Source organism: Lactobacillus amylolyticus DSM 11664, assembly GCF_000178475.1.
GTDB classification, from domain to species: domain Bacteria; phylum Bacillota; class Bacilli; order Lactobacillales; family Lactobacillaceae; genus Lactobacillus; species Lactobacillus amylolyticus.
The window spans coordinates 1-12,823 of record NZ_ADNY01000052.1; the positions used below are offsets into that span (position 1 = coordinate 1).

Annotated in this window: 12 protein-coding genes and 7 pseudogenes; 9 read left to right on the forward strand and 10 right to left on the reverse strand. The window is 42.4% G+C overall.

Annotation, left to right across the window (positions count from 1 at the left end):
- Positions 1–94: 94 nt before the first annotated feature.
- On the reverse strand, positions 95–397 hold the full coding sequence (locus HMPREF0493_RS05950) for a type II toxin-antitoxin system YafQ family toxin (protein ID WP_005917927.1): 303 nt from the start codon (positions 395–397) through the stop codon (positions 95–97).
- Positions 387–665, reverse strand: a complete 279-nt coding sequence (locus HMPREF0493_RS05955) for a plasmid mobilization protein (RefSeq protein ID WP_003625288.1) — start codon at positions 663–665, stop codon at positions 387–389. Before HMPREF0493_RS05955 ends, HMPREF0493_RS05950 begins: the two co-directional genes overlap by 11 nt.
- A 103-nt stretch (positions 666–768) precedes the next feature.
- On the opposite strand from HMPREF0493_RS05955, the pseudogene HMPREF0493_RS08655 reads away from it, so the two are divergent.
- The 3 genes and pseudogenes from HMPREF0493_RS08655 (at position 769) to HMPREF0493_RS05970 (ending at position 2,318) form a co-directional block, all read left to right on the forward strand.
- A pseudogene (locus HMPREF0493_RS08655) lies at positions 769–1,356 on the forward strand (site-specific integrase).
- A 12-nt stretch (positions 1,357–1,368) separates the two neighbouring features.
- A complete protein-coding gene (locus HMPREF0493_RS05965; protein ID WP_006352434.1) occupies positions 1,369–1,734 on the forward strand; it encodes a hypothetical protein in 366 nt (121 codons plus the stop codon).
- A 370-nt stretch (positions 1,735–2,104) separates the two neighbouring features.
- Positions 2,105–2,318: pseudogene (locus HMPREF0493_RS05970) on the forward strand (hypothetical protein).
- Between the two features lie 135 nt (positions 2,319–2,453).
- Here HMPREF0493_RS05970 and HMPREF0493_RS08420 read toward each other — a convergent pair.
- A pseudogene (locus tag HMPREF0493_RS08420) lies at positions 2,454–2,666 on the reverse strand (IS5 family transposase); the annotation flags it as partial.
- 287 nt (positions 2,667–2,953) lie between these two features.
- On the opposite strand from HMPREF0493_RS08420, the gene HMPREF0493_RS05975 reads away from it, so the two are divergent.
- A complete protein-coding gene (locus tag HMPREF0493_RS05975) occupies positions 2,954–3,382 on the forward strand; it encodes a CopY/TcrY family copper transport repressor (protein ID WP_006352437.1) in 429 nt (142 codons plus the stop codon).
- A gap of 249 nt (positions 3,383–3,631) precedes the next feature.
- Positions 3,632–5,827: a heavy metal translocating P-type ATPase gene (locus HMPREF0493_RS05980; protein ID WP_006352438.1), complete on the forward strand. Its 2,196-nt coding sequence runs from the start codon at positions 3,632–3,634 to the stop codon at positions 5,825–5,827.
- A gap of 110 nt (positions 5,828–5,937) precedes the next feature.
- Here HMPREF0493_RS05980 and HMPREF0493_RS08660 read toward each other — a convergent pair.
- Positions 5,938–7,128, reverse strand: a pseudogene (locus HMPREF0493_RS08660) (MFS transporter).
- Positions 7,067–7,195, reverse strand: a pseudogene (locus HMPREF0493_RS09090) (MobQ family relaxase); the annotation flags it as partial. The pseudogenes HMPREF0493_RS08660 and HMPREF0493_RS09090, both read right to left, overlap by 62 nt.
- A gap of 89 nt (positions 7,196–7,284) precedes the next feature.
- Here HMPREF0493_RS09090 and HMPREF0493_RS08440 point away from each other — a divergent pair.
- Positions 7,285–7,494 carry a hypothetical protein gene (locus HMPREF0493_RS08440; protein ID WP_081451957.1) on the forward strand — a complete coding sequence of 70 codons (210 nt, stop codon included), beginning with the start codon at positions 7,285–7,287 and terminating at the stop codon, positions 7,492–7,494.
- A gap of 76 nt (positions 7,495–7,570) precedes the next feature.
- Positions 7,571–7,795, forward strand: a complete 225-nt coding sequence (locus HMPREF0493_RS08445) for a hypothetical protein (RefSeq protein ID WP_228117016.1) — start codon at positions 7,571–7,573, stop codon at positions 7,793–7,795.
- Positions 7,796–7,957: 162 nt separating this feature from the next.
- Here HMPREF0493_RS08445 and HMPREF0493_RS05990 read toward each other — a convergent pair whose 3' ends face one another.
- A complete protein-coding gene (locus HMPREF0493_RS05990; protein WP_040457318.1) occupies positions 7,958–9,220 on the reverse strand; it encodes an ISL3 family transposase in 1,263 nt (420 codons plus the stop codon).
- Positions 9,221–9,427: 207 nt separating this feature from the next.
- Between HMPREF0493_RS05990 and HMPREF0493_RS05995 the strand changes: the two genes are divergently transcribed.
- A complete protein-coding gene (locus HMPREF0493_RS05995; RefSeq protein ID WP_006352442.1) occupies positions 9,428–10,435 on the forward strand; it encodes an MFS transporter in 1,008 nt (335 codons plus the stop codon).
- Positions 10,436–10,603: 168 nt separating this feature from the next.
- A complete protein-coding gene (locus HMPREF0493_RS06000) occupies positions 10,604–10,978 on the forward strand; it encodes a universal stress protein (protein ID WP_236692635.1) in 375 nt (124 codons plus the stop codon).
- Between the two features lie 226 nt (positions 10,979–11,204).
- Here HMPREF0493_RS06000 and HMPREF0493_RS06005 read toward each other — a convergent pair whose 3' ends face one another.
- The 4 genes and pseudogenes from HMPREF0493_RS06005 to HMPREF0493_RS06020 all read right to left on the reverse strand — a co-directional run.
- Positions 11,205–11,564, reverse strand: a complete 360-nt coding sequence (locus HMPREF0493_RS06005) for a hypothetical protein (protein ID WP_006352444.1) — start codon at positions 11,562–11,564, stop codon at positions 11,205–11,207.
- Positions 11,554–11,835 (reverse strand): type II toxin-antitoxin system RelB/DinJ family antitoxin, encoded by a 282-nt coding sequence (locus HMPREF0493_RS06010; protein ID WP_006352445.1) that lies wholly within the window; start codon positions 11,833–11,835, stop codon positions 11,554–11,556. The genes HMPREF0493_RS06005 and HMPREF0493_RS06010 overlap by 11 nt, the downstream gene beginning before the upstream one ends.
- A 157-nt stretch (positions 11,836–11,992) precedes the next feature.
- Positions 11,993–12,499 (reverse strand): annotated as a pseudogene (locus HMPREF0493_RS06015) (replication initiator protein A); the annotation flags it as partial.
- A gap of 12 nt (positions 12,500–12,511) precedes the next feature.
- A pseudogene (locus HMPREF0493_RS06020) lies at positions 12,512–12,823 on the reverse strand (transposase); the annotation flags it as partial.

A 12,823-nucleotide genomic window follows, 5' to 3' on the forward strand; every position in this document is an offset into this window, starting at 1 on the left:
CTCAAAAACGTTGTTAAAATAGCCCCCAATATCTATAATGTAGATATTGGGGGCTATTTTAATTTATTTTTTTATAAGTGCCCCTAAACTATAGCTATTGATTCAAGATTTCATGGGAGCCAGTTGCAACCAATAACAAAATCAATTCATCATGATCTAGCTGATAAATAACAATCCAGTTGTCATAATTTTTACCATAGTTTCCATATCTGGCAGGGTGAAATTCACGATAGCCACGCCAATTTCCTTTTAATGCATGATCTTTAATCTGTTTCAAAACAAGTACATCTTGTTCAACAATTGCTTCTAAACAAGGCTTCAAGACAGTTATTGGGAAATGTTTTTTGACTAGTTTTTTTAATTCACGTTCAAAAGATTTGGTCTGTTTAATTTGCATCTAACTTATCGATCCAATCTTCAAAGTCAGTCAATGAACCAATGTTTTTGACCTGCCCGGTTTCTGCTTCTTTTTTAGCGGCTAAGGCTTCCGGAGAATCTAAAAAGCTGACTAATCGAACTTCATTATTGGCCGCTTTAACTAACGATAAGCGTATATACTCAGAAACGGTTAGCCCTTGTTTTGCTAGATTAGCTTTAGCCCGTTCACTAATGTCAGGTGTTACACGAGTTGAAATTGTCTTGTTTTTAATAATAGTATTACTCATTCTAATCCGCCTCCTTTAAGTTTACCATCGTACTACATTATAATATTCGATTTTTAGGTTTTCTGCAACTAAATTAATTTTAAAGTAAAGGAACTAACAGCTTATGCAACAAGTTGTCTTACCCATCAAAGATTCAAACGTTCTCAAAGAGGTGCAAGATACCTTACTCAACAACTTTAAAGCTGGCCGGCGTAACTATACAGTTTTTCAAGTTGGCAAAGCGACACTGCTGCGAGTCAGTGATGTCATGCGCTTAAAACAGGCCGATATTTTTAATCCGGACGGTTCTATTAAACAAAATGCGTTTATTCACGACCGAAAAACTGGTAAACCTAATACCTTGTACCTTAAACCTGTTCAAACATAGCTTTTATTGTACCGTCAATGGCTACTTGATCATCAGCTGGATTCTGAATGGCTCTTTCCTTCCATTCAACACCCAGAACGCCATATCACGGAAAAACAGTTCTACAAAATCATGAGCAAGGTTGGCGATCTGTTAGGAATTAATTATCTAGGGACCCATACGATGCGTAAAACCGGGGCTTATCGCGTTTACACGCAATCAAATTATAATATTGGCTTAGTCATGAATTTGCTCAATCATTCCAGTGAAGCAATGACTTTAGCTTATTTAGGCTTAGACCAGGCTAGTACTGAAACGATACTGGATAAAATTGATTTTGGTTAGGAGGCTGGCTTTATGGATTTAGATTTTAAATCAAACAAGTATGATCTTTTTGATGATTGGCATCAAAACAAGACTAAACAAGCCTTTACACAAAAGTTGCAGCAACAAGCTCAAATTGAAAAAACACAATTACCGCAATTATTGTCGCGTGAAGATTTAAAAATTCGTTGGCAGATGAACTCTCGTCAAAGTGTTCATCAAGTTGCTAGTAAGCCTGATTTCCCGCAACCCGTTTTTGCTTTTAATCATGGTAAGACGCCACTTTACTTAGCAACTGAAATTCAAATTTTTGAAATTAATCACCCCTGGGTGATAACTCCCAGTGCTCGTCTTGCTTATAGTCATTGGATCCTTCGCAATGTGATTGATCAATCTTGATATTCAGCTCTAGGTTTTTGATAGTTGGCGTTAGCCTTCTAATACAAATAATACCCATTTCGATGGGTATTATATCTACCCTTGACAAGTGTCAAGGGTGTAAGTGCGCATTGACCTCGTTTTACTAGGTCTGCTGATAACCATAGAATCAGTTTTTGCTGTTGTTAAACTGGATGTATTTTTAATGCAATTTATACTTGCACTTAACTAAGTTTGTTATGCTTTAGATACTTAAAAAGTGTTGCAGATTACGCTGTTTTAAGCCAAAATTTTTTAATTGCTTTGTGCAGAGAATTTTTATAAGCTTGGTAACAAATTTTGAATAACGGTGTTGTAAGATCTGTAAATCTAAACTGAAATCATTATTTTGATGTTAGGAGTCATTAAGATGGACGAAAAGAAAGTATTAAAACCAATTGATGAAATGCTTGCTGATCCTTGGCAAGTTGATATTCAAGAATTGTTTGAAGCTTCTGTCAATGAACCTGACGAGATCAAAAAGAATTTGTATGATTCCCTATATACTTATATTTTACAAAAAAAGACAAGAAGATATTATTAATCGTCCTAGCTTCGTTATTTAGCCCTTTAAAAGCCTTCTGAGGGCTTTTAATTTTTGCTTTGGTATAAATGTATATGAATGGTCTTAAAATCGCTAGAAACGAATTTTTTAAAAGCCTTTCTAATAGCGAATCAGCTGTCGGGTCTGGTTTATCTCACCACACATCGTAATAGCGGTAGACAGTGTGCCATTCCGGGAAATCGTGCGGTAATTCACGCCATTGACACCCTGTAGTAAGCGAGTAAAGGATGGCATTGAATACGTCATAAAGATCATAACGACGCGGTCTTGTATGCTTGCGGAAGTTTTCTAAATCAGGTTGTATTAACGCAAATTGCGCTCGAGAAATATTGCTTGGATAATCTGGCATGACAAACTCCTCAGTCGGTTTTCCACAATTCTACCAGATTCAGCAGATACTAGACAGGTTCTAAGAGGCATTTCACCATACTAACAAGAAAACCAAAAATTCCCAGATCATTAATTTAACATATCGTATCAAACCACGCCTGGAATATTATCTAGGCGTTTTTTTAATGTCATGGTATTTTCTGGCAGAAAGGTTGCATTATTGTGACTGCAGTTGTAAACTAATAAGTGTTAAGAGGCTACAAACGTAAACTTAGAATTCAATTAATGGAGGAAGCCAATTGAAGGATGCAAAGAAAGAATGTAACCATCACCGATTCTGAATGGATGGTTATGAGAGCAATTTGGACAATGGGACATGCGACTAGTCGTGAACTAATCGATGCTATGAACGAATTAGAAGGCTGGTCAGCTTCAACAACCAAAACGCTACTTCACAGGTTGATTCAAAAACAGGCGGTTGCGCAGCATGGCGGCAGTCGACCATTCACGTATAAGCCGGTTGTTGGCGAGAAGGAATCAATGGCGGCAACGGCAGATGATTTGTTTGACCATATGTGTGCGATGCGGGCTGGTTCAACAATTGCCGACGTTATTCAGTCAAGGGAACTCTCACGGGCGGATATTGCGAACTTACAGGCGATTCTAGCTGAAAAGGCCAAAACAGCGCCCGAGGAAGTTCAGTGTAACTGCTTGCCAGGTGATCAAACGTGTTAAGACTGTGGTGTTCTGTTTACTCTTAGGATTGCTGCACAAAAATCCAGAATCTGGGATTTCTGATGGCGGAAACTTATGAATTTTTGTCGTAATTCTCATTCATATAGTGGCATGGTGCTCCGCAAAGCAGAAGCCTAAATATAAGAACCTGGTGGAAAAATCCCGAGCCCGGGGATTTCCACACAAGGAACTTATATTCCGGCTTCTACCCGCTTTGCTACGCACACTTATTTTTAGGGGTCGATAATCATGGCAAATAAAGAGGACCATATGAACATGAAAAACATGAGTGCTAAGAATATGGAAAATAATGAATCAAATATGAGTCATATGGATCACGATATGACCGAAACGGATCATAATCAAATGAACATGGACCACGATATGGCCGAAATGGATCACAGCCAAATGAACATGAATCACGGTGAGATGGATATGGCTGGGACCGACATGATGATGCACGGTGGCTCAATGATGCATATGGGGAATTTGAAAGTTAAATTTTGGGTCTCCGTTGTCTTAGCGATTCCAGTTTTACTGTTAGCACCAATCATAGGTTTAAACGTTTCCATCCTTAGTTTCAGTTCACCGCTAATTGTTGGCATTATCATCGTTTTGTTTGATACAGCACTTTACTTTTATGGCGGAATGCCATTTTTAAAGGGGGCTAAAGCGGAAATTCAGAATAAATCTCCTGAAATGATGACGCTAGTAACCCTTGGAATTTCCGTTTCGTATTTCTACAGTTTGTACGCATTTATTGCCAACAACTTCTTGAACCCGGCAAATCATGTAATGGATTTTTCGTTCGAACTTGCAACCCTGATTTTAATTATGCTTCTAGGACACTGGATTGAAATGAATGCATTGATGGGGGCTGGGGATGCCTTACAAAAGATGGCGGCTCTGTTGCCTAAGACGGCCCATCTAGTTACAGATAATGGTGAAACAAAAGAAGTGCCAGTATCTGATTTAAAAGTTGGTCAAGCTGTCCAAGTGCGTTCAGGTGAGAGTATTCCAGCCGATGGTGTTATTACGGCTGGGGAGTCGACCGTGAATGAAGCACTGGTAACCGGTGAATCTGCTGCCGTTACCAAGAACGTTGGCGATAAGGTCATTGGTGGTACAACCAACAATAACGGGACGCTAACGGTTAAAATTAGTGGTACTGGTGACTCCGGCTATCTTTCTCAAGTAATGAAAATGGTTCAAAATGCCCAGCAAGCTAAATCTAAAGCAGAAGATAAAGCTGATTTAGTTGCCAAGTATCTATTTTACGCGGCATTTGGTGTTGGGATTATTGCTTTCTTTGCCTGGTTACCCCAGGGATTGGCGACTGCAATGAAGATCATGGTGACCGTCTTCGTGATTGCTTGCCCGCATGCATTAGGATTAGCGATTCCATTAGTGGTTTCTCGTTCTACTACGATTGGCGCTCAAAATGGGCTATTAGTTCGAAATCGCCAAGCCATTGAAGCAAGTCAACATGTTAGCCACGTTCTCTTGGATAAAACTGGCACGTTAACAGAAGGTAAATTTACGGTGAATGCATTGATTCCAAATGATGGGATTGACGAAAAAACGTTATTAAGCCGACTGGCCGCCCTTGAAAATAATTCGACTCATCCGCTGGTCCAAGCAATCATTACTGAAGCCCAAGCGAAGGACATTGAAGTCGTTGCGGCTGAAAAGTCTCAAAATATTCCGGGCGTTGGTATTTCCGGTAATGTTGATGGCACTGACTATATGATTGTTAATGGTAACTATTTAACGAAGCAAGGGATCAGGTTTGACGAGGCCGCTGCTGATAAATGGGCTGCTAAGGGTAATTCCGTCAGCTTCCTATTGCAGGGCACCCAAGTTCAAGGAATGGTTGCTGAAGGCGACACCATCAAAGCGGGTGCTAAGGAATTAATTAGTGGTCTTCAGAGGCGAGGAATTACCCCCGTAATGCTCACTGGCGATAATCCAAAAGCCGCGGAACACGTTGCTAACTTACTAGGATTGACTGAATTCCATGCAGGCCTATTACCAGATGATAAGCAAAAGATTATTGCTGATTATCAAGCAAAGGGCAATCACGTCATCATGGTTGGTGACGGCGTAAATGACGCACCAAGTCTTGCCGCGGCCGATATTGGAATTGCAATTGGTGCCGGAACCGATGTTGCCATTGATTCCGCTGATGTTGTGTTGGTTAAATCAGAACCCAGCGATATTTTACATTTTCTTGATTTGGCTAAAATCACAAATCGGAAAATGGTTCAAAATCTCTGGTGGGGAGCAGGCTACAATATTGTCGCAATTCCACTCGCTGCCGGTGTGTTGTCATTTATTGGAATCATTCTAGACCCAGCCGTTGGTGCTGCGGTCATGGCGATGTCGACAATTATCGTGGCAATTAATGCGATGGGATTGACTGATGAAAAGATTAAAAACGTGTAATTAAGTGATGACAAAAAGAGGAGAAAGATCAGCTGGTAGTCTGGTCTTTCTCCTCTTTATGATCATCATGTTAATTACTTATCTGGTTGCTCAGTTAATTTCGCCAATTTTTAATGCAGCCTAATGTCATATTGCCTGGTAATTGGCATTAACACCGCGACCACCCCGCAAATGGCAGCACCGATTCCTGCAATCACAAATAGGCGTTCAATGCCAATCACATCAGCTAGGGGACCGGCAAAAATTAAGCCAATTGGTCCAGCTAGATTCAACAAAGAATTCAAAACGCCTAGAATCCGCCCTAACTCTTCTGCTGGATAACTTTGTTGAATCATTGCCATTAAAAGCGTTGTAAAAAATGGGGTCGCAATTCATTCAATGATGTTTAAAGCTGCGAACCATAAAAATCCGGTTTGGTTACCTGACAAAATGCCGCTAATACCGGTTGGAATGCCAACCAGGAAAAACGCGATGATTACGGGCTTCATCCGGTCCTGCCACTTACCCAAAGAGGCCAATGATAGTGCCGCCGATTAGCATGCCAATTGAATAAATGGCTTCAATTAAGCCAGCCTGACTAACGGTTCCCTGAAAGTATTTCATGGTCATGAGTGGATAAATGCTGGCAGCAGGCATGTAGGTTAGTGTGAAGACGGCGCCGATCAACGTAATGTACCACAAGCCCTTGTTGTTCGTAAGTTGTTTGATCCCCAAGCGGGTGTTGTGGAGCACATGCATTGGCTGATCAATTTTTTCATTGTTAGGAATTTGAACCCACGTTAAAATACAAATCCCAATGATGGCCCCCAGTACGTCTAACAGAATCAAGTACTCGATGGGGATAAACGCAAATAAAAACGCGCCCAGTGCTGGGCAATAATCATATTCGCGGATTGCACCATTCCCAGTTGGCCGTTCATACGGGTAATTTCTTTGTCTGGCACCATTGTGGGCATTACCGATTGAATCGTTGGCATCTGGAAGGTTTGCGCACAAGACCGCATCAGTAATGAAATAAAAATGAGCCAAAGTGGAAATACATGAAAGACCGTTCCGGATACGGAAAGAATAATAGCGAAACAGGCAGCAAAAACGTCCGGGAAAATTAGGAGGCCTTTTTTGTTCCACCGATCAACCATAGGACCAACAAACGGACTAAGAATCACCATTGGCAGCATTCCTAAAATAGTAGCAATGCTCAATACCGTTGCTGAACCGGTTTTCTTGGTCAAATACCAAATAGTGGCGGCCTTCTTGATTATCAAATAATTTTTCACCACTTCTATAAGAGGCGCTGGCAATGGCACTGCGTCCTTTACCAGCACTAATATTACTAAAACTCATATGAAATATTGCCATGTTAGTCACCTCTTTACTTTGATTCTATGGGCTTGACTTTGTTGTCGCCATCGGCGACTTCTAATACAGGATTTTGGGGTTAGCACAACATAGAATTTATTCTATGTGTAAGTGCGCATTTACCTCAAGCTAAATTAAAAGCCCTTAATCAAAAAATTAAGGACGAAAAAAATAAGATTGAACAACGGCTAGGTAAACAAATCATCAGTCAGGCCAATTTAGATTATGCTAATTTGTCTAACGATCAGATTAAGCTTTTAGCCAAGCAATTTTCTGAATTTTTAAAGGTAAAGTCCGTAGATCATTAGCCATACGAGATGGGGAAATTCCATGTCTAATCAATATTAAAAACTAGTCGCGCAGCAAGCGCTTTTAAAACAAAAAATTGAGCGGGAAGATTTTAAATTACGGCAATCTAAATACTATGAAAATCGGCAAGTCCGCAAAGCCCGTTCTCGCCGATTAATTCAAAAAGGGGCTTTATTAGAAAAGTACTTTCAAGCTAATAACCTCTCGGTCGAACAAACCGAAGAACTTTTAAAAACATTTGCTGACTATGTTAACGCCCATAAACCGGATAAATTAAAAAACGATCAACCTAATAACTAGGCCGATCGTTTTTATTTTCAGGATTGTTTTTTAGCTTAATTTCTGGATTGTGTTTAGCAAAGTCTTTTAACTGTTTTTGAATTCTTTGTGTAAGCTCTGCTTTACTTTCTTTGTGGGCTCTTTGTCAACCGGTGTTGATGGGGAGAATTTGAGAGGTTCAATTCACTTACGAATTGGGCCTCTTTTTTGGACCCGAATATTGAATTCAATCTGTATTCTATAGTGGAAGTTAGTCCAGTTGCGGTAGCCGTAGGCAGTGCGCTTGATCTGTTTGAACTTACGGTTGACGCCTTCGACTGGACCGTTGGAGAGTAAGCAGTTTGTCATATTCTTGATGAACTGCCTTTTATGGATAAAGGTTTTAAGGGTCGTTAGAAGCTGAGGACTAACGTTCTCAACTTCTCCTAGAGCCTTCACAAAGGCGATGTAGTCACGGTTACGGATAGCTTCTATGATGGTGTGGCTTGAGAAATAAGTACTCGTAAACATCTCGCTTAGGCCTATTCTCTTCAAAACAAGCTGTTCCTGTGTGTAATGGTCCTTGAGGTGCGAGAACCACTGTGTTTTACTCTTCTCAAGGTCTTTATAGCTCATCAGGTACAGACGCCAATAGTACTTCAAAATACGGTATTCAGGGGTGTCCTTAGGGAAACGTTTCATCACTTGCACACGCGTCTGATTCAACGATCTTAAGCCCATTTGGACCAGGTGAAAGTTGTCGGCGACAATGTTGGTGTTGGGAAAAATCTCGTGAATAACTGACTGGTATTGTGCATTAAAGTCCATAACGACTTGGGTGACCTTTTTGCGGTTCTTCAAGTCATAGTGATTCAAGAAGAATTCTTTGATCTCCTTGTTTTTGCGTCCTGGTAATATGGCGACGAGATCGTGCTTTTGCGCGTCAATGGCGATGAAGCTCATTTGGTTACCTGTGGATCGAAATTCATCAATGCAAATGGCGGTTGGTAGGCCGTTATAGGCAGGCTGGGTTTGCTTGCCAAGGGCGACTAGCTGACGGCTCACAGTGTTAGTTGAGACGTTGTATTGTGAGGCAATACTGGTCATTGTGCGGTCTTCAGTTAAACTGCTGGTGATACCGTGTAGGATGTTTCGTGAAATTTGATGCTGGGGCTCTACAACCGTTATTTTCGCAATCTGGGTGTGGCCGCACTGCTTACAGAGAAAGCGTTGTTTCCGCAAGATTAATATAGCTACCCGCTCACTGACATTAGGAATTCTGATATTGACAGTTTTATAGCCATTTTTAACGACTTCATGTTTGCCACACCGTGGGCAAACACTAAGGGTGTAGGAAAGATCCGCGTAAATACGTAAGGCATCACGTGATTCGTCTAAGACCTTGAAGTTATTAATGTTTTGGTCTTTAATTTGTAAGAGTTTTCTTGTAAACTGTTCTTGGGACATATCATTTTCCTCGCTTTCAATTGGTTTTCGACGACTTGATTGTAGCACAGAGGTGCTATGCCTCTTTTTTATACAAAAATGGCGTCGATGGAGTTCTCCATCAACACCAAATATCATAGAACCGCTTTTTTGCGTCCAATTGGGATTTGCGTGGTGGCGGTTTCAGGTCTATACTAATTCTAAACGCTTTTTGAAGGAGGATTTTTTGTGTATCCCAAACGTTCCTGGTTTCTCTTTAGCATGATGCTGATCGCCGCTAACCTGCGGCTGCCCATCACATTAATGCCGCCCCTACTGCCCGATCTGGAACAGACGTTGCATCTGCCAAGCTCTTTGGCCGGCCTGTTGACGTCGATTCCCCTGGTGACCTTTGCCATCTTTTCGCCACTGATTGTAAAATTGGCGCAGCGCTGGGGCAACGCCCGTACGGTTTTGGCCCTGTTTCTGCTCTTGATTCTGGGGAGCTACGGGCGCATCATTCCCAACGTGGTCGCCCTGTTTTTCGGGACCTTTCTGGTGGGCATTGGCGTGGATAGCGGTAATGTTTTGATTCCGGCGCTGATCAAGGAACGCGTTCCCGACCAGATTCAGCTGGGGACCAGTCTCTACACCCTGTCCATGTTGTTGGTCGGTGCGTTGGGGACCGCCGCGGCTGGCTATCTGATCACGTCGCTGAGCTTTGGCCTGCAGTCGCTGGTCTACTACGTCTTATTGACCTGGTTGCCCACGATTCTGACTACCCACGGCGTATCCACTATCGTCGCCAGTAACCTCTTGACGCTGTTTCAGCTCAGCGGGTTACCTCTAGCCTTTCTGGTACCTTACCTCTTTAACAAACGCCATGGCACGCCCTTACTGTTGACGATCATGACGCTGGGATACGTGGTGGCGCCACTGACCTTCTTGTTACCCACGCATTCGCTGCCGTTTCTCACGACCATGGCGTTGATCAGTGGTCTGGGCTCCGGGGTCGCCTTTAACCTGGCCATCATGTTCTTCACCGAAAAGACCCACAACCCCTACCAGACCGCCGCAATTTCCGGCATGGCCCAGTCAGCGGGCTACTTACTGGCCGCCGTCGGTCCCATTTTATTCGGCACCTTGGCCACTAGTCTGCACGCCTGGAACCCGGTCTTGTTGCTGCTGGTCGTCTGCGCAATCGCCTTGACCGTGACCGGTATCGTGGTCGACCGTCACGCCATGATTGCCGATTAACGACTATGCAAAACGGTTGACTATATGCATTTAATTATGGATAATATAATCGTAATCTAAAACGTTTCGTCAGCCAATGCTAAGGAGGTCATCTCATGTATCAGCATATTTTAGTCCCCCCTCGATGGGTCCAGCAACGCCAATGAAGCCCTTAAGGCGGCCATTGATCTGGCCAAGGACTGGCACGCCAGCCTACTGCTCCTGCACGTGACCGATATCAACCAGTTTGGCGGCTACGCTCGGGGCCTGGCTTACACGGAGGTCATCGCCTCCATGCGCGAAAACGCCACGGAACTGATGACGCGCGCCAAGGAACTGGCAACGGCGGCCGGTGTGACCGTCACCACGGCCAACCTGGAGGGCGCCCCCAAACAGCAGATCACCGATGTCGCGAACGATGCCGAAAATGGGATCGATCTAATCGTCATCGGGAAATCCGGGACCAACGCTTTCTCCCGACTCGTGGTCGGGTCAACCACCACCTACGTGGTCCAGCACGCTCACCCTAACGTCTTCGTCATCAACGATATTGCCGAAGATTAAGGTTCCCCTATCTCCATGTGACTCGTGACGGTGGTTGTGCGGGCTAGCCGCTTACCGTTCACCAATCTTAGGCATTAGACCCCCGTCACCCCAGCAAGCAACGCGTCATTTCACGGTCAACCAGTAGATTAGCCTAAAAGGTTCTATGATATTTGATGTTGATGGAGAACTCCATCAACACCAAATATCATAGAACCTCTTTGTGCTTCCTTTTACTTGATCGCTGTTAAATTATTTTTTGACCCTTACCTCTTCTTTTTGATTTTAGGTCAAGCGTAAAATCTGAAATTTTATTTTGATCTAGCTTACTTAAATGACCGATTCCTTTAAAGTTTAAACCGGCTTTGGGAAAGCGATAAATATTACCAAGATCGACCCAGGAAGGTTTCTTCAACCCAGCGGATTGCCAATCTTGAATCGGATAATATTGTTGCTTGATATAAGCCGACTTCTTTTCATATTGACTAGTAATTTTAAAAGCCTCGACCGTCTGTTCTGATACCCGACGAATTAAAACTGGCCGAGACTTGCCACCGTTAGTTTCTACAAAACTAACGTATAGGCTGACTAAGTCATTAGTCCTCATCTGGATCGTTGAGCCAATCAGCGACCTCTTTAGCGTCTTTGAACTCGGTGGCTGGTGTCCCTTCGGTCGCCTTTAAAAAGCGTAAATTAGCTCTTTCTTCTTCGCTTAAAGATGCATTAAAAGGTAAAGCACCATTAGCAACAATCCGCTTGTAAAACATGTTAATGGCCGTGGTTGGATTTAAGCCCAATTCGCTTAAAACTGCTTCGGTATCATCGGCCAAATCTTTATCAATCTTGACTTGGACCCGTTTCTTTTCCTTAACTGCCATGATTGTCTCATCTCCTTTATTTTACTACTACCATTATACTACCTTTTGAGTACCTTATCAATAGATAAAGCCCTGGCCTCAAATCAAATCTAACTTGAGTATAAAGATGTTAGTAAGTCTTAAAACTGTTTAGAAAGGATTTTGTAGCCTTTTAGGACTAGTAGTACAACCCACTGTTATCGTTGTCGGCCGACTTTTCTTCTTCGGGGTGTTTGGCCGCATATTCTCTAGCCGCTTGTTTATTCCACCAAATCCCAAATAGGTTTTGCATAGTGCCGTATAAGTAGTTCTCCACGTTCTTGATATGCTTCTCATTGCTTCTTAGGGCGTTAAAGTAGCGTCTCAAGGCTTTAGTCATTAAAGGTTTCAGTTCCTCATCATCAAGTGGGATTATGACGCCAATATCTTTGTGATCTTTCTCAACTCGGTACTTAGCATTTAAGATAATGCCAATGAAGCGCCGCATTTGTTGTGGGGTACGGCACCAAAAGCTAAGTAGTTGCACAGCTTCTGGTTCTAAGAAAACCGGTAAGCCACTGTCTTCATCAGTTAAGAAGTCATTAGCATGTTTTACTAAATCCCGATTTTGGGCTTCAATTTCAGCTGGTGAGAAATTGGCTGTGGAAAAGTCCAACTTTTGAGTATCTATATCGTATCTATTAGTATACGCGTGGTGCTAGTTAAATCGTTCTAGACAATAAGCCAAATTATAGGCTAAAATTGCAATTTCTAACCGGCTTTGAAAGCCTATCAGACTACGTGCTCGATTGTTCTCGGCATTGTAATAGGTCAGAAGCGAAAAGTCGCTTTCAATTGTTCTGCGAATAGCCATCAATTGATGATCATTGTGCTTTTTAGCTCCTGTCATATTTTTACGATATGGTGTCTAAAGTTCATAACCCATTTGTTTTAGCTGTTGATGCAGTTCTTTGCCTAAATAGCCTTCGTCGCCAAGAAGATAGTAATTAGATGGATGGGTATTTTCCAT